The following is a 19,306-nucleotide window of genomic DNA, read 5'->3' as shown; positions in this document are numbered from 1 at the left end:
GCGCTACCTCGTGGCCGTGATCGGCAGCGGTTCGAGGCGCAGGCGCGGAAGCGTCCGGGTGCCGGCGGACAGCGGCTGGGTGGTTGTGGTCTTCGGGGCCACGCCCTTGTCGTACGGGGTGTACGTGGAGGGGGTGGTCACGCCGATGAGCGCGCCGATCCTTGCTATGCCGTGATCACGGGGGAGTGTGCCGTGAAGGCGTCCGCGTGCTCCGCGGCCCACTGGCTGAAGGTGCGGGCCGGGCGGCCGGTGACCTTCTCGACGGTGTCGACGACCGTACGGCCCACCTCCGGGGTGTTGCCGTACGCCTCGAGAAGGAAGCCGATGACGTCCTCCGGATGGCCCGCCGCCCGCCACTGCGCCACGGCCTGTTCCTCGGTCAGCTCGACGAGGGCGATCTCCCGGCCACGGGCAGTGGCGATCGTGGCCACCTTGTCGGCGACGGTGAGGAGTTCAGGTCCGGTAATCACGTACTCCTGGCCTCCGTGCCCCTCCTCGGTGAGCGCGACCGCGGCGACGGAGCCGATGTCGCCCTCGTGGACCATGGCGCTCAGCCGGGAGACGAACGGCTCGCGGACCTCGTCCGAGGCGACGATCTGCTCCGCCCACTCCAGGGCGTTGGCCATGAACTCGACCGGCATGAGTACGGTCCAGGCCACACCCTCCTCGGCACGCACGGCGTCCTCCAGCAGCGACGGCCCGCCGCCGTGCAGCACGGTGACCCGGCGCACGCCGGCCGCAAAGGCCAGCTCCAGGATGCGCGGACCGGTCTCCAGAGGGGCGAAATAGGCCCCGCCGAAGGTGATCAGGTGAAGCCCGGTGACGCCTTCCAGGGCCGGGACGAGGCTGTCGGGTCGGGTCAGGTCGCCCTGGACGACCTCGGCGTCGGCCGGGAGGTCGGCGCTCGCCGCATCCCGGGTGAGGGCGCGGACCTCGTGCCCGCGGGCGAGTAGTTCGGTTACGACCTGGCGGCCGACGGTTCCGGTGGCGCCCGTGACAAGAATCTTCTGCGTCTGTGTCATGGCACGACCGTAGGGAGACTTGCGGTCAGCTTCTGTCCGCAAGTCCGGAAGCGGCGACAGGAGATGCCGTTGAGGTGGTGCGGATGCCGGCGTCTCCTGTCGCGTACGGCGCACGAGGGTCCGCGTGCCTGCGTGGTCCTAGCCGCGCCTGGTCATCCCAGATCTGCTTTCCGGTACGGCCCTTGAGATGCCTTCAGCCGCTGCATGGTCGTCAGCCGGACCGCGAAGTACACCGCGGCCGCGGCGGCGGCAAGGTCGAGAATGTCGGCCGCCATGTACTGAGCCACGGCGTCCTGGACCTGCGCGAGTGTCTCGGCATCGTCGTAGCGGGACGCGGCGTACCGGCCGAACAGGGCGCTGAAGACGAACAGGCCCCACCACAGGTTCACCGGCCAGATCGACGTCCGGTGCGGTTCGTCGTCATCCGGCAGTGGTGTGCTCGCCCCCCACATGTCGACGGCGATGCGGTACGGCATCCAGAAGTTCGCCAGTGGGATGACCCAGGCTGCGATGGCCCAGCCGGGCCCGTTGCGGAACCGGTCGGGCGCCAGCAGCCCGGTGTTGCGGCGCATCAGGAAGAACCAGATGACGAAGAGGACCGCGCAGGGCACGTACGTCATGGCCTGAAGGTTCCCGGCCGTTTCGTACAGCGAGTACGCAGCGTCCAGTTCCTGCTGGGGAGCGGTGGCGAAGGCGTCGTCCCCGTCAATCAGCATGTGGATCCGGGCTCCGGCGAACACGGCGAACAGATCGCCCAGGGCGACGACTGCGAGCAGCGCTGAAACAGCGGCCAGGAGGCCGCGTGACGAGCGCGGTACACCTGCGGGCAGCAAAGGACGCGGACGCAGATCATTGGATGCGGACATGACGGTGGCCCCCCACGGGCAAGAAGACGGAAAACGGCCCGCGGAAGATCGCGCGCGGAGGCACGGTAAGCCGAGATGAGACGTCCCGTCCATGACCTACACCGGTGGACTCGGGAAGCCATTCCGCAAGACCGCGCCGCCCGAGGCGGTGTCCGACCCTGTCGGAGGGCTGCGAGATGACGGCACGGATGCCGCGTCGCGGCGCCCCCTCTTCCTCTGTCCGGCAGTCCATGCCCGTAGCCGGCCGCCGGTACACCGGCGGCCGGTTCTGCACAGCCGCGCGTCACTCCTGACCAGGAGTCAGCCGCCACACTGTGAGGTTGAACGCGAAAGCGGTGGAGCAGGACAGCGGGACCCTCACACCGAGCACCTCCACTGTGGCCACCGTCCGGAGCTGTGTGTTGGTGCCCTTGGTGATCACGTAGTGCCCCGCCGGGTCCTCGATGACCTCATGCACCGGCTTCGGCCGGGCCGCGGCCACGTAGGTGCCGCTGATGACCGCATCGCCCACCGGCTCGGCGGTGTCGTCCAGCTTCCTGACGGGGATATCGGCCGTGATCATCCCGTTGGAGAACAGCGTGGTCTCCTCCGGCCCGTAACCGCCGCCGAACTCCCCGTCCGCCGTCTCGACCGACAGACCGGCGTGCGAGCCGAACGCCGAGTTCTGGTAGAGGTCCACCGCGACGGTGACGCTCCCGGACTGCCCGGTGCAGGACAGGGCGTAGCCCTTCTCGACCGTCTTGACCGGCTTGGATCCGCCTTCCGACGCCGGAGCGGCCTGCACGGCACCGCCGGCGGTGACGACCATCCCCGCCCCGATCAGGCAGGCGAGCGCAACTCTTGTCAGGTTTCTCAACTCGGTTCCCCCTGGGCTCTGGGAGCCCATGTGTGGCATTTACGCGCGTTGCGGGATCTGAGACACGCCAGCCACGTGTTCGGTTGTATCGAAGGAACGGGAACAGGTTCAGAAACCCTTCAGGCCCTGCACGACGCAGTGAACTCCGGCAGGACCCGCTACCAGTTCGACGACGCCGACGCCGTCGCACTCCCTCGACCTCGACCTCACCGACGAGGCGGCCCTGCGTCTGGAAGCCTCTACACCCCCGTCGCGACGTCCAGCGGACTTCCGAGGCACGCGAACTCGAGCCCATCAAGGCCAGCATCTCCGGTACGCCAACGCCTGATGCCGCGTCGGCCGCGCCAGCGCACGTGCTCGGCCCAGCGGGCGATTGTCAACCGTTCCCTGACGAACACCGGATTGCCCGCATGTATGGGCGGAACAGCCCGCGATCAGCACGAGCCACGCCTCGGCCAGCTCCACCGACTGGCCGCGCCGATCTCATATCTCCGGGAGACGGCGCCCTCGTCGAGTTGGCGGCCGCACCGCTACCGACTTCCCTGATTGGGGATTCAACGCAGCCAGCTCAGCCAAGTGCAAAGAGGCATGTCGATTGGTCGATAGAAGTACCGATGCCCCGGCGGACTGAGCCGCTGGGGCTGGTGCGACGATGCAAAGATGCGCGAGGTCAACGAGCTGATCAACGTCGACGATCCAGCCTGGCCGCTCCTCCTACAGGAGCTGTCCGGCTCTGACGTACCAGTTGAAGTGCTGCCCGGCGATGCGGGGATAGGCCGCGCCTCCCTGCTGCAACTACAGGTCTCCGCACGATCATATTTGGGTGGCATCGTACTGAACTGTGGCGGTCTGCTCGTGGACAGCGGATGGTTGCAGATCTTCGGAAGTCCGAGTAGCAGCGGGCTCGAAGGCCCGCCCGGCCTGGCCGTGATCAACTCGATGCCCTCCACATTCGATCCCGCATGGCGGCCGGATGCCGGTCTCGTGGTTGCGCACGATGTACTGGGCGGGGTCTTCGCCCTCAACGGGAGCAACCCAGGTGAGGCCGGTCGGCCCGGCGACCCGGGCGAGGTCGTCTACTTCGCCCCCGATGCCCTTGGCTGGGAGGCCCTGGGCGCCGGCCACTCGGCCTGGCTGTCCTGGATTCTCGCCGGAGGGCTCCAGGAGTTCTACGAGGGGCTGCGGTGGGACGGCTGGCGCAGTGAAGTCTCCGCGCTGAATGGCCGGCAGGGACTGTCGTTCTTCCCGCCGCTGTGGTCGGCCGAGGCCCGCCAGGATCTGCCGGCTACCAGCCGTCGCGCGGTGCCGATGACGGAACTCCTGGGCCTGAGCCGCGACATGTGTCTGCAGTTCGACGGTGCCGACCCAGGGTTTCTTGGAGCCGCATGATCCGGGTTGTCCGGCCAGACGCCGGCAGCGCGTCGTACCCCTTGTCGCCATGGAGTTTGGCGGGCCGTCGGCGACGCGATCCGCAGCGGCAGCGGATGGCCGGGACACCGCGGACGAGGGACTCGTCGACAGTGTGACGAAGGCCCTCAGCCTGCGCGACTTCAAGGGCATGACGAAGCCGCCCGCCGGGGCCTCGTGGCGGACGGCTCGTGAGTAGGTGTTCAGAGATCGAGATCGGCGGCGGCGCACTGTAGGCGTCCTGGGCCGCTGGACGACACCGGCCGGTATGCCGGTGGCGGGATTCGAACCCGCGTTACCCGCTTGAGAGGCGAAGTAGCCGCAACCTGCGCACCTGAACGGCTCTACCGTACGATGCCTGCGGCCGGCGAGCATCCTTGTTTGTCCAGGCGCCCCTTTTTTCAACCGCGGCGGTGGAGATGCACGCGCGCGGGAAGGCCGGTGTGCCGCCTGGGACATGGAAGGGCCGGGGCCTTGCGGCCATTGGCCTGGCGGCCGGGGACGAGACACCGAGGTGCGGCTGCGTTGCCTGCTCCGGTACCGCCCGCCGGCCGACCGGATCGTTGACGGCCGCGGGACTGGTCGTCGTCGGGCGGAATCTCGGAATCGCTCATCCGGTTCGTGGTGCGCGCAGGGCGCCGCTCAGACCCGCCGCCAGCGTGCCATGGCGAAGGAAAACACACCGAACAGCACCAGGCCGGCCGCGACGCAGACCAGCAGCCAGGGGCCGAGCGGGGTCTCGGCGAAGGTGCGCAGGGTGTCGTCCAGTCCCTTGGCCTGGTCGGGTTCGTAGTCGATGGCCGCGCGGACGGCGAACACGCCGGCCACGGCGAACACCAGCCCGCGGGCGGCGCCGCCGGCCACTCCGGTGACGTCCACCAGCTGGAGGGTCCGTCGGCTCATCTGACCGAGCCTGAGCTTGTCGTGGTACTTGCGCAGGACCGCCCGTACGCCGACCCAGCCACCGGCTACGACGACGGCGATCCCGACCGCGCCGACCAGCCACTGGCCGGCGGGAATCTCCATCGCCCTGGCGGTGGCATCCCGGGACTGCTGGTCGCTGGATCCGCCGCTGCCCTGGTCACGACTCGCGGCGAACGACAGCACGGAATAGGCGGCGAAGACGTAGAACGTGAAGCGGACGGTCGCCAGCAGCCTCTTGCGCGCGCTGCGGCCGTCCTGCCCGACGGAGCCGAAGAACGCCTCGGACAGTCGCCACAGGGCCATACCGACGAGTCCGATGCCCAGCGCCCACAGCAGTACCGCGCCGAACGGCTTCTGTGACACTTCCGCCAAAGCCCCGCCTCGGTCGGCTTGCGCGTTCGTGTCGCCGAAGGCGATCTGCAGGGCAAGCGCACCGACGAGCAGATAGATCACACCCCGGGCGGCGAGGCCCGCCCGCGCCGCCCCCTCCGTGACCGAACCCGTCGCCCGCCGCGCCCGGAGCCGCCCGGTCCATGCCAACGCCCTCGTGTCCATGGAGACCTCCCGGCACTCCGGATGCCCCGGCGCGGCCGCCTCACACGCGGCCCAGCCGCCGGCCAGCTCCCAGCGGGGATTCTGCGCCGCCGTTGCCTTGTCATCCGTGAAGCGGCGCTGCTCCGCTCGCCTTGTCCGGCTACTGCCCGACTCCGGTGGCGGGCGCCGGGTCGTTTTCCCGCCGCGCCGCGGGCAACGATCGGCCCGTTTCGGCAGTCGTAGGGAATGCCACGCATCCGTCTCCGGTGCACGCCACCAACTGCCTTTACTTGTGGGGGTGGTTGGCGGCAACGCCCCGTCATCCCTGGGAGGACTCATGAGCCGCTTCGCCGCACCATCCAGCGTCAGACACAGCGGCGGGCGCGCCATCGCCCCGCCTATTTCCGCCGCAGGTGCCCCACGGCGCACGCCTGTCGGTTGGGCCGCAAGCCGCGGTGTCGTGGTGGGTGCTGTCGCCGTTCTGCTGGTGGGTGTCGGAGCCTCAGCCGATGCCGTGTCCGACACCGCGGCCAGCGACCCGATGGTCAGCGGCGCCATCGTCAACGCCGCACATGACGTCATCGTGGGCATCACGAACAGCGTGGTTTTCCCGGTCACGTTGACCGGGGCGGATGACTCCGGCCTGTCGTTCGCCGATGTGGATCTCAAGGGGCCGCACGGCGGTTTTTACACCACCGACGTGTTCTGCGAGACCGCGACGGCATGCACGACGGTGTTCACCGTCAACGCCCACCCTGCCCCGGGCAGCGACGATCCGGTGGACCTGGCCAACGCCAACGCGGGAACATGGTCGGTCGACGCCCTGGTCGACGCCAACGACGGCGATTCCGTTTTCGCCCCCGGCGTGGGGTCGTTCGGCCTCAAGCGTGCCGCACGGCTCACGGTCAACGCCTCACCGGAACCGGTGGCCAAGGGCGCTCGCATCACCATCACCGGCAAGCTGGTGCGGGCCAACTGGGACACCTACCGGTATGCGGGATACGCGGGCCAGGCCGTGAAACTGCAGTTCCGCCCGAAGGCCAGCAGCACTTACACCACGGTGGCCACCGTGAACACCAGCAACACCGGCACCCTTCGCACCACAGTGAAGGCGGTCAAGGACGGCTACTGGCGCTGGACCTTCACCGGTACCACCACCACTGGCCCAGCCAAGGCCACCGGCGACTACGTCGACGTACGCCCCTGATCCGGCAAGCACCACCCTGATCAACCGATGCGGCCCGGTCTCGGCGGGACCTGCACGTCCCAAGACTCCGATGCCGTGCGTTGAGGTGATCAGACGACGTTGTGAAGCCTGTCCGGGCGCGGTCGACGGGGCTCGGTGGCGGTGCGGGCCCCCTTCACATCCTGCACGTGGGAGCTGTCGCCTGAGGCGAGATCATCAGCCTGCATGACCTTCAGGGCCATGTCTCTGACGCTGGCTCACCAAAGACACGGCGCGCCGCACGAGTCCTCCGGCGGTCTCGCCGAGGTCAGCGCGGAGACGCTGGTCCTACAGTCGTAGATCGAGCCCGTGGCCTGCGGTGATGCTGGACGCGGAGCGACCGCCGCCGGGATCTTCCATCCTGCGTTCTGGCAAGTCGCGGGCGGGTTCGCGTGGCCGGACGTCGCGGCTGGCGCGCGGGACCTTCCACGGACACCGGCTGACCTGGAACTTCCAGTCTCCACGAGCAGCACCAGGGGACCGGAGCCGGGGAACCCGGCGCTCACTCGATGCGACAGCCGGGCCACTGACACGCCATCGCCAGGCCCGGCAGCCGAAACGGCCCGTCGGAGAACCGACGGGCCGTCGCGAAGGGCTGGAAGGCTGTAGGTACCGAGTAAGCCGAGGCGCCCTCGTGGAAGATCGAGGTTAGAGCGATCGGCGTGAAGGCGGCGGCGGTCTCAGCAACATGCACGCCTGCGCCGCGCCCGCAGCCGCCGACTCTGTCGCTGGTGGGGGCCGGGACGGTGAAGTACCCGGGACCCGCCGGGGTTTACGGGGCGTCAGGGCATGAGCAGCAGCCGAGTGTTCGGTACGAGCTTCCGGTTCACGCTGGTGCTCTGCACGAAGATCGTGAAGTCGTCGTTGTGGTCCGGCTTGACGCGGACTTCCACGTCTGGCAGGCCGAGCAGGGCTCGGGCCTCGGGCCCTGTGTAGACCCGGTCCGTCTTCTTCTCCAGCACCGCGATCTGCTTCCGCGCCTGTATCTTCTCTGACTTGCTCAGCTGGTAGAACGCGCCACCGGTACGGTAGGTGTGCCCGCATTCGACGACCCAGTCCCGGATCGCCGCGTCACGAGCCACGGGGATCAGCTGGTACTTGGACGGATCCACCGGGGTGAGGCCGGCTGCCTTGATGGTGTCCTTGTTCACCGCCTCTGCACCTGTGGAGAACACCGCCCGTGATCCGCGGATGCCCTGGGCGCGGCCCACCAGGAACTTCTCGGTGGCTTGCTGGATGACCTGCCCGGCCTCCTCCAGACCCTGTGTGCTCGTGGCGTCCCAGATGGCGATGTTGTCCTTCGGGAACCCGCACTGCATGGCCTCGCGCTTGCCCATCTGGTCCGGCACAAGGACGGCCAGCGTCCAGTTGTCCTCCTGTGTCTCGATCATCTTGGCCACGGCCTGGACCAGTTCACGCGGGTCCCGGTCAGGGGCATCCGGGCAGCGATGACTTGCGTTCTCCTGCCCGTCGGTGAGGACGAACGTCAGGAAGCTGTGGTCTCCGTACAGTTGGGCTGTCTGAGCCAGCTCCCGCTGGGATTTGAGCGTGGCCGCCAGCAGGGCCGTCATTCCACCGACCCGGTACAACTGCTTCAGGGACGGCATCCGCAGCACGTCCTTGTCGTAGATGACGCACTCCACCTTGTCCGCGAAGACGTAGACCGTGACGCGGGTTTCCTGGTCCAGCTCCTGCGATCGGCGGGCCAGATAGGCAATCTGCTGGTCGGCGACTTCGACGGCCTTGCGGCTCAGGTGCGACATGGACGAACTGGCATCCAGGACAAGGGCAACGTGATTGATGTAGTTCTGGCTTCCGGTCATGGCAGCTCCCCCTCTTTCCGACTCGACGCCTCGATGTTCTCACCCACCACTGACAATCGATCTTGGTTCCCGGAGTGGACGAGGGGCCCCGACCAGGGGGCGCAGCGGGGGCACAGCACGAGACCGCGGGCAACTGTCACAGCCGGGGAGGGGCCTCTCCCGGGCGACGTTGGCCCCGCACGCGAGCACCCACCCTGCGATGGACGGCAACTCTCGGACGATCGTGGGTGTCCCGGCCGGACGCGGCCGCTGGGCTCGCGAAGCATGCGCACCACGGTGCTCGGCGACGACAGGACTGTGCTGGGGGTCTTGTTCTGGTCAGGAATCGAGAAGCGCAGGTCTCGGAGGCGTAGCTAGCGTCATCGGCATGACTTCCATCGCATCCGTCACCCTTGAGGTGGCCGATCCCGCCGCCGCCAACCGCTTCTACACCACCGCCTTCCGCCTGGACAGTCAGATACACCTGCGGGCCTCACAGACACCGACAACCGGCTTCCGTGGGTTCACGCTGTCGCTCGTGGTGTCCCAGCCGGCCAACGTCAACGCCCTCATAGACGCAGCCGTGGACGCCGGCGCCACGGTGGTGAAGCCCGCCAGCAAGTCGCTGTGGGGCTACGGGGGCGTCGTACAGGCCCCGGACGGGACGGTCTGGCAGGTCGCGTCGTCGTCGAAGAGGGACACCGGGCCGGCCACCCGGCAGATCGACGAAATCGTGCTTCTGCTCGGTGTTGAGGACGTCAAGGCGAGCAAGCGGTTCTACGTCGAGCGCGGCCTGGCCGTGGCGAAGAGCTTTGGCAGCAAGTACGTCGAGTTCGCCGCCGGGTCCGGTCCGGTCAAGCTGGCGCTGTACAAGCGTGGTGCCCTGGCCAAGGTCGTCGGCGTCTCTGCCGACGGCACTGGATCGCACCGGCTCACGATCGGTGGCGGTGCCGGCTCGTTCACCGACCCGGACGGGTTCGCGTGGACGGCCGAAGCTGAGACCGCGTCGCTGTGAATCGGGTACGGTCCCGGCGGCGGGACCCTCTTTGACAACAGACCGGCGGGATGACGATCTGCGGGGCCCAGGCCAGGATCACCAGTTTCTTGGGTGCTCGGCTCACTGGGCGGCAAGGGCAGCGAGGGCAGCGTGACTGGTACCGGGAGCTCGACCTGCTGTCCGGCGGCATCGAGAAAGTCATCGGTGCCGACAGCACCCTGAGCGAGACGGTCGACCGCGTCATGCTCGACACCGGCCTGGCCGGCCTTCCGGCGCTCGAGCACTGACGCCGCACGCCGCCGGGACTGCATGCCGAAGCGGCTCCCGGCTCGCAAGGTGAACTGCGCGGCCGCTTCGAAACGTCGATGTCCTCGGCTCCTCGCCGCAGCACCCGCTGCTTGGCTTCACGAGGCTGCGGGCGGGGGAGTGTCACCTGGCGCGCTGATCTCCCATGCCGACGCACGACGGGGGACCTACGTGGTCGATGCGGTGTCGCAGTTCGACCACCAGGTCCCGCCGGTGAGAAGCCTTACTGACCGTGGTGGCTCAGAAGGCGAATGCCGAAGCCCCTTGTGTTTCCTTGATGCAAGGGTTGGGGAAGGTGTGCTCGTAGTTTACGCGGGTACCGCGCCATACGCCTTGCACGGTGACGACAATGGGGCGGTATTCCTTTGTGCAGGGCTGTCCTGTCCCATTTCCGCGGAGTGTGGCCAAGCGGTCGAAGTCCCCGCGCACACGGTCCAGATCCGCACAGGCTTGACGCGGATCCGGGTGCGTCCCCGAGGTGGTGTACGCGCAGTTCACCGTCACAGCGCGCTCCGGTGCTGTGGTGGCGGCCTTCTCGCCGTGGCCGGTGGTCATGACCAGGGCAGAGGGAGCGTACGGCGAGGTGGGGGCGCTGTGGGCGGGTGCGCTCAGTGGGCCGGCGAGGGCCGTGGTGAGCAGGACTCCTGCCATTGCCCATCGTGTCATTGGTCGCATGGTGTATTTCCCTTCTTCTTGCGGTTTTCAATGCCTCGAGGTACCCGCTGTGTTGCTCATTTCTCAGAACGGAAGAGCTGAAGTGCGTGCCATCGCTGAAATTCAGACCAGATTGCCGATTCAATCAGTGGCTTGATTGGGTGAGCGGTCTGGGCGGTTGAGGAGGTGAGCGGCATCTCGTCCTGTGCGCCGGTGGAGAGCGTGGCCGATGTGCCTGTGGTGTGAAATGACCTGAAAGTGGTGAGCGTGACTTCCGTACCGCGTGGGCCACGGCGCACGACACGGGGCCAAGACGCCTTCCCCGGTCGGCAGAAGTCAGGAGTGGCGGCAGCCGGACGGCGCCGCGCTGATGGTGCCGGTGAAGGCTGGCCCGTGGTGCCGGCGTGGGAACACGTCCTTCGCGGAACACCCAGCCCTGGCCCACAGCCAACTTCGCTGCTCCGGCGGCCCGGTCCGTCCGGCTCGACTCTCTGGGTGTCGCGGCCTTGGGCGCCCTCCCGGAGGCTTTGGCCGGCGCGGGCAGCGAGTAGGCGCCGAAGGGTCAGTTGAGGGACGTCGGCGAGGTCGCCGACGGTGTGCATGCCGGACTCGATGAAGGCGGCGGCCGGCTTCGGGCCGACCCCGACGGACCTCATTCGCCACTGGTGCCCGGTCAATTTGGAGCGCTCGCCATACGGTCAGGGAGCGGCAGCAGTCGGCGAGTTGGCGAGGATCTCTCGGCGCTGTGGTGCCAGGTGAGGAGCCCGGTTTCGTCGTCCCCCGGGCTAGCCTCCTCCGTATGCCAGGCCCGACCGCAGGAAGCGCCCTGCCCTGTGGGGAGGGGACGCGGATGACGCCCGACGGTTGCGCGCCTGCCTGCGCCGGATCAGCCGGAGCGGACCGCAAGGCTCCCAGCAGAGAAGGCGTCGCCGGCGACAGCCCCTCCGCTGCTGCAAGGTGACGCCGTCAAGGTGTTGCCCGACGCCTTCGCCGGGGTGCCCGCGGACGCCCCACCTGTGGTCACCATGACGTGGGCGCTGTCGCACGTCCCTCTCGAGAGCCGCCTGCGCTTCCTGCACCGGCTCGATGAAGCGGCGGCCGGCCGGGCGGTGGCGTGCGTGTCAGCGGAAAGGGCTGGAGTCGCGCCGACGCGACCGACACCGAGCGGTCGGCTCTGCATGCCGAGACCATTGGCCGGCCGCGGCTGGTCGCAGGGCCGCCTGCTGGCGTGGCCGGCGGACTCCTGGGCCGTGTCCCTTCGGATCAGGCCGGTTCAGCGGTCCACGGCCAAGCGGCCTCGCGGCCGGCCTCGATGAGGCCGACCATCCGGAACGCGGCGTCCGTGAGGCCGCCGAAGGTATGCCGGTGGGGGCCCGTGGGGCCGTGGGCGGGGCGGTACCCCGCCAGGTTCCACGTGTAGACCGGGATGTCGGCCGGGACAGGTTCGGCCGGTCCGCCGGGGCCGTAGGGGGCGGCCTGCTCGTCGGTGATGATCAGGACCCGGTCGTGGCCCCGGTATTGGGTCCGCAGGGCCTTCGTGGTGTGGGTGCCTCCGAGACTGTGGAACCGTTTCAGCACCTCGAGCACCGGCTCGCCCGGCTCGAACCGCACCTTTGCGCTGCTCCAGCCGAACTCCACCAGATCCGCCTGCTCGGCACGCAGGGCCAGCGCGGTGCCGAACACGGCCGCCGCGTCCGCCCGAGTCAGCTTGGACCGCTCGGAGACGGTGTCCCAGAACATGGAGTCGGACCGGTCGACCAGGATCAGGGTCCGGCCTGATAGGGACGGTACGTTGGCCAGGGAGTGGCCCAGTGCCCGTTCCAGCGCTGCCGCCCAGCGCTGCGACGGCGCGTGCTGGTGGGCGGCCAGGTAGCGGAAGGGGAACTGCCGGGACCGGGCGACCTCGGTGGCGTCCGCGAGCCGTGTGGCGACCCGGGCCGCGACTTCGCCCGAGACCCCCGCCTCGTCGAAGTTCCGCAGGTTCCGCAGGAGCGCCATCGGCGCCATCGTGGGGATCACGGCGTCCCAGACGGCGGCGTCCATCGGTCCGTGGAGCCAGCCGGCCAGGGCCTCTCACGTCATGCCCGCCGCGGCCAGCCGCTCGGGGCCGCCCGGCCCGGTCACCACCGCCCGCCGCTCGTCCGCAGGCGTTTCCATCAGTGCCCGGTGAGCTGTCAGCAGGTGGTCGCAGGCCGGCGCAACCGCCTGCTCCGGGCGGTGGCGGCGGTCCAGGGCGTACCGGAAGAGCGGGCCCTGCCAGGGCTTGTCCGGGTCGGGGGAGGCGTGCACCAGGTTGAGCACGTCGCCGAAGCGGAATCCCTTGGACGAGGTGTCGTACTTGAGCAAGGACCGAGACGTGTACAGCCGACGTACTCCGTCGGCGATGCCCCGCTTCACGGGCTGCGGCACGTTCCGCCCGTACGCCGAGATCCAGTGGGCGAGCAGCTCGCCGGGCTCGTCGGCGCGCTGGAGCACCGAGTCGATCACGGACCGGTTGGAGGGACCTGCGGACACCCCGGCCTGGAGCCGGGCCCGCACGTACGCGGCGGCGCCCACCAGGGACGCCGTGCGCATGTTGCCCTCGCCGCGAAGCCAACGCAGCAGGCCGGCCGTCCACACGGGGTCCTGGACAGCGAGTTCACCGACGAGACGGGTGTACCGGTCGTCCCGTTCCTCACCGCTCTCGTAAAAGGTCCGCTGGGAGACGAAGTTGCCGACCGCGAGGAGGAAGAGCTTCTCGCGGGGCTCCCGGACGAAGGCCGTGCCGCCCTCATAGGTGCGGAAGTCCGGCCTGGCGGGCGCGTGATGGAGCCGTGGTGGGGGCAGGGAGCGGGCGCCCGCCGAAACGTGCGGGGTCACGAGCATCTCGGGCCACATCTTGGAGACGCGTGGGATGTAACGAGGCAGCGAATCCCCCCGGATTCAAAGGATTGGACGTCCCCGGCCAAAAGGCCCGACGGGCGAAGACGCCCCCGCCTGCCGAGATCAAAAGGGGCGGCGGCGTCACTTGGTTGTCAGAAGGAAGTAGCCGCAGCCGAGCGCATCGGAGGCGCGGACGCGAAGCCAACCTACAAGGGCCGGCGGGCCGCACACCATCGATTAACGCGGGCCCGTTCTCGGACTCCGACAGGGGCGTCCGTCGACCCCGGGGGAGCCTCGGCGACCTCCTGAACAACGCTCATCGACGGCTTACAACACCTGCCCTTGAGTCAGTCACGTGGCCGCGGCAGGGCGGTACCGCACGTCGACCGCGGCCGAGCGATCACCGCCGTTGAGCAGCTGAGCTGAATGGGGGAGCCGCCGGGATTGTCGAACAGCCGGATTGCGTCGCCGAGAAGCACCGGCGCGATGTGCAGGTCGATCTCGTCGATGAGTCCGATCGAGGAGCTGTCGGCCGATCGTGGGCGAGAAGACCTCCGCAAGGTCGCTGCCGACCGCGGCGAGGAACTCCGCGCCCAGCAGAGGCCCAATGCTGAGCGTTTGATTCACCGGCTGCCCTCCGGCCCTCACCCTTCCTCTCCATGCCCGGTCAGCCGGCGCAAGGCATCACCAGCGACGCCTGTCGGCAACTGAGCTGAAGAGGCCGCGGCGTTGCCGCCGCGGCCCCAGCCCGTCCTACCGTCCTAAGGGGCGTCTTCCAACCTGCCGGTGAGGTTGGGTAGTTGGGGCTGACAGACTCCTCCTCCTCTCAGGTCGCAGCGAAGATCGAGAGCCTTCTGCGGCACTACACGGACGCGGACCCCCGCTCGTCCCCCGCATCGCTCGCCTGGAGTTCGGCGAGCACGGCAGCCGGGCGCCGGATCCGCAACCGCTCGGCGAGCCCACTGACACGGACCCCACGACGGGACTGGAATTCGGAAGCCCTGATTTAACCACCGGGTTCGGTGGAGATCTCAGCTTGTGATGGTCGTGGACGCGTCCAAAAAGCATGTAGCGGAGACGCAAAACAACCTGGTCAGTTGAAGGAAAACACTGCTAGCCTTCACCGCCGGGATCACAAATGGAGGGGCTTATGATAAAGCGAGTCATCTCGATGCTGGCAACTGTGTTCGTGGCAGCTGCAATTCTTACGCCGACAGCATCTGCGAAGGAGTCTGCCGGTTGCAACTGGTTCGCCAAGGAGCCGGTAATCAGCACTACTGGAAGAATCATGGGCGTGGGCGGACGTACTGGCTGCACGAACAAGATCAACCTGAGGGTCGAAGTTCGCAGAGTGATTGACAATTGGCCTGATCAAACCGTCGCCTCCGGCACCTATTGGTATTTCGTTACCGGAAGTCTCACCGTCTATGGAGACATGCAGTCGGGATGCCACAATTACTTTACAGAAACCATCTGGGAAGGTACATCCACCAAGATTCAATCCGGAGTCGTGCGCGCTTGCAAGTGACGAATCCCCCTCCGTTTCCTTCATGTGGTTAAGCGCCCAACGAAGCAGTGAGAATTTCCAACCTGCCGGCGCGGTTGGGTAGTTGGGGCTGATAGGCGAATGAGGCCCCTGTAGATGGGTTCTCGACCAAGAAATCCGTCTCCACCAGAGGCTTCGTGTGCTTGTCCCCCCCCCGTCCGGGGTCGACGTGTCCAGCTCTGCCCTTCGCTTCCTGTCCGCCAAGCTGCGCAGGCATCGCCATGAGTTCGGCACCCGGTGGCGGCGCCTGAGTGTCGGCCGGCAGGCGTTGCTCGCCCTCGCTCACCTGCGTGAGGTCACCCTTACGTCCAGCTCGCGGCAGGGTTCGGGATCGGAACCACCACTGCCTACCGCTACTTCACCGAGGCCGTCGAGGTCTTGGCCGCCCATGCCCCACGCTGGCCGAGTCGATCCGCACGGCATCCACGAAGGCGTTCGTGCTGTTGGACGGGACCCTGCTACCGATCGACCGGATAGCCCCCGACCGGCCCTTCCGCTCTGGAAAACACAAGAAGCACGGGATGAACGTGCAGGTCCTCGCCGATCCGTCCGGCCGTCTACTGTGGACTTCACCGGCGCTGCCCGGCGCCGTCCACGCCGTCGCACGACGTCCGGGCCGCCCGTGAGCACGCCATCATCGACGCCCTCGCCAAGGCTGGCATCACGTGCTGGGCGGACAAGGGATACCGGGGCGCCGGAGGCGTGGTCCAGCTCCCCTACTGGGGCCGCTAAGAGACTCTTTCCGCAGGCCAGCAGGCTGTCAACCGGTCCCACGCGAAGATCCGAGCACTTGTCGAGCAGGCCATAGCCACCCTGAAGTCCTGGCGGGTGCTGCGCAAGCTCCGCTGCTCGACCACTCAGATCACCAGCCGGTCCAGGCTGTCCTCACCCTTCATTTCGCCAGCTCAGAGTGAGGATGAAAAGGGCTCAAGGCGTTCCAGATCGATATGTGACGAATGATCTGGACGCTCTGCTCACCGCACTGTACGCGGTGACCTGGCGATAGTTCTGGCCGCTGGAGAAGGGAGCGCCGATGCGGCGGGCGCGTGCGGGGGCACAGGCGGTCACGGGGCAGCCGTTGAGCTTGCCGTGGTTGCATTGCTGCAGCCGCGGGTCCTGGTGGATGGGTATGGCGGTCCCGGCGAACGCGATGCGGGCGGTCTTCACTTGATCCAGGGCGCTCACTGCGTGGGCCGCACCTGCTGACAGCCGGTCACCTGGAAGAGCACAGAAGGGCATGAGCCACCTCCTGCGGTGAACGGTGCGTGTGCCGAGCCATGGGCCTGGCTGGCCCGCCGCTTCCCCGTAGCGGCGGGTCCGACTCGGCCGACGACGGCTCGGCGGGTCACCTGGGCCGTCGGCGGTACTCGGGAGTGCGTCTTCACTGCTTTGCTCGCACAGGCTTCTGCTGATGCTCGCCCAGGCCTCTGCTCATGGTCGATGTCGACCACAGGCCTTCGTCTGGCTGCATCAGCCCACGGTGGCGCGGACGTCCGCGGCGGTGAGTGCGACAGATGCCTTGACCTCGTCCAGTGCCGCTGCTCGTTCCTGGTCGGTCATGCGGGCCGGTCCGTACGTGACCACCGGGTCGAGGACCTGGAAGCCGACGAACTGCAGCATGCCGCGGTGGATGTGGAAGAGGAAGTCGTCCATCGGGCCGAAGGCGCCACCGGGCTGGAACGACTCACTCGACCCGCCGGTCGTGATCAGCAGCATCGCGCGTTTCCCGGCGAGCGCCGCGTCGTCGAAGAGGCCGTGGTCCCCGCCGAAGACTCCGCCCATCACGAAGACCCGGTCGATCCATCCCTTGAGGATGGCGGGCAGCGAGAACCACCACATCGGGAACGACAGCACGAGCAGATCGGCGGCGAGCAGCCGGTCGAGATGGCCCTTGACGGTCGCGTCGAGCGTCCCGTCCTTGACCGCGCGGATCTGCTCGGCCTGCGGCTTGAAGTGGCCTTCCACCGGCGCGTATTCCTCGCGGGCCAGAACCGGGGCCCATGCGTCGGCGTAGAGGTCGAGGACGTCGACTCGGTATCCGGCATCGCGCAGTGCTTCGGCTGCGGCTGTCATCTGGGCGGTGCTGAACGACTGGGGCTCGGGGTGGGCATGAACGATCAGCGCGGTGGGGGCAGCAGCGAAGGTCGACATGAAGAGATCATATCGACGTATTGCGATGTGTCAATCTAAAGAGTGGTGCCGATCGCTCGGGCCAGCTGCGTCAACCGTTCTTCGTCGCGCCGGTAGTGGGTCCATTTGCCCACCCGGGTGGGATGCACGAGTCCCGCGCGTTCGAGGGTGCTCATGTAGCTGGAGACCGTCGACTGCGCGAGTCCCGACTTCGCCTGGATGTGCGTGACGCACACGCCGACCGTTTGGCGGTCCGCGATCGGTTCGTACTCGCCGAAGTGCGCGTCGGGGTCCTTCAGCCACTGCATGATCTGCAAACGGGCGGGGTTGCCAAGGGCCTTGAAGACCTCGATCAGGTCATCGGGATCCCATCCCGCTGCCGTGCTCATGCGCCACCTCTCCTGGCTCTTACGCTCCGACGCATCACGATATCTCGATATCGGACGCCGGCTCTGACCGATGGTCGCCCTGTCGGCGACGCCGTATCCGGCAGCATCGGGCACCATCCGGAAGCCGCCCGTCCTTCTTGGCCTGCGGCCGCCGCGTGGATGCGCAATCCAGTGCGTGTGCGCAGTTCAAGATCCGTTGGCCCAGTCTCCCGCCTGAAATGCGATCGGGTTCGTCAGTGCCGGTTGGGCGCGTGGGGCTGGGGCACCCGGGGGCGTGGTCGGCGGGCGACCCTGTCGAGGCCTCGTGGAGGTCTCGGTGGCCTTTCGTCATCGTCTGATCCGAGTCGGTCCGAGTGCCGTGTGGGCGGTGCTCTCGACGGCAACCGGTCTGGGGAGTGGGTGGCGGGGACGTCGCGGTCCGCACCGGCGCCGGGCAGCGGCCGGGCACGGACACGGTGATCCGCCATGAGGTGCGACTGGGCCCGTTCCGGCTGGTGAACGAGACGGTCGTGCGCCGCCGTGAGGAGGGCGTGTGCCTGGAGCTTGAGGCGCCTGCCGGGAGGCTGGGCATGGCGCGTATCGCGAGCGAGCTGGCACGGATTGCGCCGGGAAGGCCCGCACGCAAACGCGTGGGGCGCCATGTCACCGTCCTGCGGGAACTGCGCGCCCACATGCCGCCTCCGGCCTACCGGGTCCACCCCGTGTAGGCGGTCGCCGCCAGCCTGGTACGGGCCTGGAGCGGCCGTCTATGGCGGTGTACGCGTCGGGGCGGCAGCGTCTGGTCCAGCCGGTGCGCTCGGTGCTGCCGCCGGTGGTGGTGTGCCTCGCGCGCCGCGAGCTGCGGTGCTTGGAGGGCGCGCAGCTCTTCGAGTACGCCGGCGCCGTCGACGCGGTTGGCCTGGCCGACCGGAGGGCTGCCCGGCCGGATGCTGACACCACGTCCCGGAACCGAAAAAAGGAGAAGGAGCGGGTGGACGATGGCGAAGAAGGCGAAGAACACCAGCGACGACGGCAGGTGCAAGCAGCTCACCTGGGGCGACGATGTCACCTGGACCAGCCCTGGCGGCACCACGGAAGGCAGGGGCGAACCGAAGATCACCCGACGCACGAAGGCGGCCGACCGGATCCTGGACGACTCACGGGAGGCTCCGCAGTACGAGGCGCGCAGTGCCAGGTCCCGCAGGTCGGCGGTCCACGAGCCGTCGGCGCTGCGCAGGAAGTGAGCTGGCCGGCGATGCAGACGTTCCTGCCCGATCCCGACTTCCGTCGGTCGGCCCAGCTGCTGGACCGACGCCGGCTGGGCAAACAGCGGGTCGAGGCGCTGCAGGTGCTGCGTGGCCTGACGGTGCCCGGCTACGGGTGGCGCCGGCATCCGGCCGTGCGGATGTGGACGGGATACGAGGAGGCACTGGTGCGCTATGGCCTGGAGATCTGCCGGGTGTGGCGGGAGCAGGGGCATCAGGACAGCTGTGCCGCCTCACTGGTGGCTCAGCTATCCGCCGACCGGCCAGGCGTGGTGGTGCGCGGGCAGGTGGAACTGGCGGCTGCCGGTGAGCTGCCACCCTGGCTCGGCGACGAGGCCTTCCACACCAGTCACCGCTCGGCGCTGGTCCGCAAGGACCAGGAGGTGTATGCCGCTCTGTTCCCCGGCGTGCCCGACGACCTGCCTTATGTGTGGCCGGCCTCGGACCGTCAGCCACGACATCCGTTGACGAGCGGGTGAACGGCGCCGGCGTACGCGGTAACGGGCGGGCGTGGCTCACACTGGTCAGTGGGAGAGGGGAGG

The 19,306-nt window shown here is 68.2% G+C and carries 18 protein-coding genes and 3 pseudogenes; 10 read left to right on the top strand and 11 right to left on the bottom strand.

What is annotated here, in order from left to right; genetic code table 11:
* Positions 1–3: 3 nt before the first annotated feature.
* From ACQEV2_RS00825 to ACQEV2_RS00810, 4 genes are all read right to left on the bottom strand, one after another.
* The gene (locus ACQEV2_RS00825; protein WP_433035140.1) at positions 4–141 is read right to left on the bottom strand and encodes a hypothetical protein; all 138 of its coding nucleotides are present in this window, start codon (positions 139–141) and stop codon (positions 4–6) included.
* A gap of 23 nt (positions 142–164) precedes the next feature.
* Entirely contained in the window at positions 165–1,022 is an 858-nt protein-coding gene (locus ACQEV2_RS00820) for an NAD(P)H-binding protein (RefSeq protein WP_433035137.1), read from the bottom strand.
* A 152-nt stretch (positions 1,023–1,174) separates the two neighbouring features.
* Positions 1,175–1,888: a DUF4328 domain-containing protein gene (locus tag ACQEV2_RS00815; RefSeq protein WP_433035134.1), complete on the bottom strand. Its 714-nt coding sequence runs from the start codon at positions 1,886–1,888 to the stop codon at positions 1,175–1,177.
* 283 nt (positions 1,889–2,171) lie between these two features.
* Entirely contained in the window at positions 2,172–2,744 is a 573-nt protein-coding gene (locus tag ACQEV2_RS00810) for a hypothetical protein (protein ID WP_433035131.1), read from the bottom strand.
* 660 nt (positions 2,745–3,404) lie between these two features.
* Between ACQEV2_RS00810 and ACQEV2_RS00805 the strand changes: the two genes are divergently transcribed.
* On the top strand, positions 3,405–4,133 hold the full coding sequence (locus ACQEV2_RS00805) for a DUF2625 domain-containing protein (RefSeq protein ID WP_433035128.1): 729 nt from the start codon (positions 3,405–3,407) through the stop codon (positions 4,131–4,133).
* On the opposite strand, the pseudogene ACQEV2_RS00800 reads toward ACQEV2_RS00805, so the two are convergent.
* Both ACQEV2_RS00800 and ACQEV2_RS00795 read right to left on the bottom strand, forming a co-directional pair.
* Positions 4,099–4,251: pseudogene (locus tag ACQEV2_RS00800) on the bottom strand (IS5/IS1182 family transposase); the annotation flags it as partial. The gene ACQEV2_RS00805 and the pseudogene ACQEV2_RS00800 sit on opposite strands and share 35 nt — an antisense overlap.
* A 542-nt stretch (positions 4,252–4,793) precedes the next feature.
* Positions 4,794–5,630: a DUF1206 domain-containing protein gene (locus tag ACQEV2_RS00795; protein WP_433035125.1), complete on the bottom strand. Its 837-nt coding sequence runs from the start codon at positions 5,628–5,630 to the stop codon at positions 4,794–4,796.
* A gap of 316 nt (positions 5,631–5,946) precedes the next feature.
* Here ACQEV2_RS00795 and ACQEV2_RS00790 point away from each other — a divergent pair, with 316 nt between their 5' ends.
* Positions 5,947–6,816, top strand: coding sequence for a calcium-binding protein (locus ACQEV2_RS00790; protein WP_433035122.1), 870 nt, complete (start codon positions 5,947–5,949; stop codon positions 6,814–6,816).
* An 800-nt stretch (positions 6,817–7,616) separates the two neighbouring features.
* Here the strand turns inward: ACQEV2_RS00790 and ACQEV2_RS00785 are convergent.
* Positions 7,617–8,657 (bottom strand): vWA domain-containing protein, encoded by a 1,041-nt coding sequence (locus tag ACQEV2_RS00785; protein WP_433035119.1) that lies wholly within the window; start codon positions 8,655–8,657, stop codon positions 7,617–7,619.
* A 367-nt stretch (positions 8,658–9,024) separates the two neighbouring features.
* Here ACQEV2_RS00785 and ACQEV2_RS00780 point away from each other — a divergent pair, with 367 nt between their 5' ends.
* Complete coding sequence (locus ACQEV2_RS00780; protein ID WP_433035116.1) at positions 9,025–9,651, top strand: glyoxalase; 627 nt, start codon at positions 9,025–9,027, stop codon at positions 9,649–9,651.
* A 50-nt stretch (positions 9,652–9,701) separates the two neighbouring features.
* Positions 9,702–9,920 carry a hypothetical protein gene (locus tag ACQEV2_RS00775; RefSeq protein WP_433035113.1) on the top strand — a complete coding sequence of 73 codons (219 nt, stop codon included), beginning with the start codon at positions 9,702–9,704 and terminating at the stop codon, positions 9,918–9,920.
* A 259-nt stretch (positions 9,921–10,179) separates the two neighbouring features.
* On the opposite strand, the gene ACQEV2_RS00770 is transcribed toward ACQEV2_RS00775, so the two are convergent.
* A complete protein-coding gene (locus ACQEV2_RS00770; protein ID WP_433035110.1) occupies positions 10,180–10,590 on the bottom strand; it encodes a subtilase-type protease inhibitor in 411 nt (136 codons plus the stop codon).
* Positions 10,591–11,465: 875 nt separating this feature from the next.
* Here ACQEV2_RS00770 and ACQEV2_RS00765 point away from each other — a divergent pair.
* The gene (locus ACQEV2_RS00765; RefSeq protein ID WP_433054078.1) at positions 11,466–11,909 is read left to right on the top strand and encodes a DUF2332 family protein; all 444 of its coding nucleotides are present in this window, start codon (positions 11,466–11,468) and stop codon (positions 11,907–11,909) included.
* On the opposite strand, the pseudogene ACQEV2_RS00760 reads toward ACQEV2_RS00765, so the two are convergent.
* Positions 11,857–13,458 (bottom strand): annotated as a pseudogene (locus ACQEV2_RS00760) (TROVE domain-containing protein). The gene ACQEV2_RS00765 and the pseudogene ACQEV2_RS00760 sit on opposite strands and share 53 nt — an antisense overlap.
* Positions 13,459–14,605: 1,147 nt before the next feature.
* Here ACQEV2_RS00760 and ACQEV2_RS00755 point away from each other — a divergent pair.
* Positions 14,606–14,983: a hypothetical protein gene (locus tag ACQEV2_RS00755; RefSeq protein ID WP_433035107.1), complete on the top strand. Its 378-nt coding sequence runs from the start codon at positions 14,606–14,608 to the stop codon at positions 14,981–14,983.
* 157 nt (positions 14,984–15,140) lie between these two features.
* Positions 15,141–15,915: pseudogene (locus ACQEV2_RS00750) on the top strand (transposase family protein).
* A 556-nt stretch (positions 15,916–16,471) separates the two neighbouring features.
* Here ACQEV2_RS00750 and ACQEV2_RS00745 read toward each other — a convergent pair.
* Both ACQEV2_RS00745 and ACQEV2_RS00740 read right to left on the bottom strand, forming a co-directional pair.
* Complete coding sequence (locus ACQEV2_RS00745) at positions 16,472–17,152, bottom strand: NAD(P)H-dependent oxidoreductase (RefSeq protein WP_433035104.1); 681 nt, start codon at positions 17,150–17,152, stop codon at positions 16,472–16,474.
* Between the two features lie 35 nt (positions 17,153–17,187).
* Positions 17,188–17,520, bottom strand: coding sequence for an ArsR/SmtB family transcription factor (locus tag ACQEV2_RS00740; protein WP_433035101.1), 333 nt, complete (start codon positions 17,518–17,520; stop codon positions 17,188–17,190).
* A 395-nt stretch (positions 17,521–17,915) separates the two neighbouring features.
* On the opposite strand from ACQEV2_RS00740, the gene ACQEV2_RS00735 reads away from it, so the two are divergent.
* From ACQEV2_RS00735 to ACQEV2_RS00725, 3 genes are all read left to right on the top strand, one after another.
* Entirely contained in the window at positions 17,916–18,227 is a 312-nt protein-coding gene (locus ACQEV2_RS00735) for a hypothetical protein (protein ID WP_433035097.1), read from the top strand.
* Between the two features lie 270 nt (positions 18,228–18,497).
* On the top strand, positions 18,498–18,743 hold the full coding sequence (locus ACQEV2_RS00730) for a DUF2945 domain-containing protein (RefSeq protein ID WP_433035094.1): 246 nt from the start codon (positions 18,498–18,500) through the stop codon (positions 18,741–18,743).
* An 11-nt stretch (positions 18,744–18,754) separates the two neighbouring features.
* Complete coding sequence (locus ACQEV2_RS00725; RefSeq protein WP_433035091.1) at positions 18,755–19,243, top strand: MSMEG_6728 family protein; 489 nt, start codon at positions 18,755–18,757, stop codon at positions 19,241–19,243.
* The last annotated feature ends 63 nt before the right edge of the window (positions 19,244–19,306 follow it).

Source organism: Streptomyces sp. CA-251387, from assembly GCF_050936625.1.
Lineage (GTDB): Bacteria > Actinomycetota > Actinomycetes > Streptomycetales > Streptomycetaceae > Streptomyces.
This window is presented reverse-complemented; position numbering and strand designations above follow the sequence as displayed.

What these genes read in the sequence shown, in the direction of transcription:
- ACQEV2_RS00820 (WP_433035137.1), bottom strand. Translation starts at nt 1,022, where the DNA reads ATGACACAGACGCAGAAGATTCTTGTCACGGGCGCCACCGGAACCGTC.
- ACQEV2_RS00815 (WP_433035134.1), bottom strand. Translation starts at nt 1,888, where the DNA reads ATGTCCGCATCCAATGATCTGCGTCCGCGTCCTTTGCTGCCCGCAGGT.
- ACQEV2_RS00805 (WP_433035128.1), top strand. Translation starts at nt 3,405, where the DNA reads ATGCGCGAGGTCAACGAGCTGATCAACGTCGACGATCCAGCCTGGCCG.
- ACQEV2_RS00795 (WP_433035125.1), bottom strand. Translation starts at nt 5,630, where the DNA reads ATGGACACGAGGGCGTTGGCATGGACCGGGCGGCTCCGGGCGCGGCGG.
- ACQEV2_RS00790 (WP_433035122.1), top strand. Translation starts at nt 5,947, where the DNA reads ATGAGCCGCTTCGCCGCACCATCCAGCGTCAGACACAGCGGCGGGCGC.
- ACQEV2_RS00785 (WP_433035119.1), bottom strand. Translation starts at nt 8,657, where the DNA reads ATGACCGGAAGCCAGAACTACATCAATCACGTTGCCCTTGTCCTGGAT.
- ACQEV2_RS00780 (WP_433035116.1), top strand. Translation starts at nt 9,025, where the DNA reads ATGACTTCCATCGCATCCGTCACCCTTGAGGTGGCCGATCCCGCCGCC.
- ACQEV2_RS00775 (WP_433035113.1), top strand. Translation starts at nt 9,702, where the DNA reads ATGACGATCTGCGGGGCCCAGGCCAGGATCACCAGTTTCTTGGGTGCT.
- ACQEV2_RS00770 (WP_433035110.1), bottom strand. Translation starts at nt 10,590, where the DNA reads ATGGCAGGAGTCCTGCTCACCACGGCCCTCGCCGGCCCACTGAGCGCA.
- ACQEV2_RS00755 (WP_433035107.1), top strand. Translation starts at nt 14,606, where the DNA reads ATGATAAAGCGAGTCATCTCGATGCTGGCAACTGTGTTCGTGGCAGCT.
- ACQEV2_RS00745 (WP_433035104.1), bottom strand. Translation starts at nt 17,152, where the DNA reads ATGTCGACCTTCGCTGCTGCCCCCACCGCGCTGATCGTTCATGCCCAC.
- ACQEV2_RS00740 (WP_433035101.1), bottom strand. Translation starts at nt 17,520, where the DNA reads ATGAGCACGGCAGCGGGATGGGATCCCGATGACCTGATCGAGGTCTTC.
- ACQEV2_RS00730 (WP_433035094.1), top strand. Translation starts at nt 18,498, where the DNA reads ATGGCGAAGAAGGCGAAGAACACCAGCGACGACGGCAGGTGCAAGCAG.
- ACQEV2_RS00725 (WP_433035091.1), top strand. Translation starts at nt 18,755, where the DNA reads ATGCAGACGTTCCTGCCCGATCCCGACTTCCGTCGGTCGGCCCAGCTG.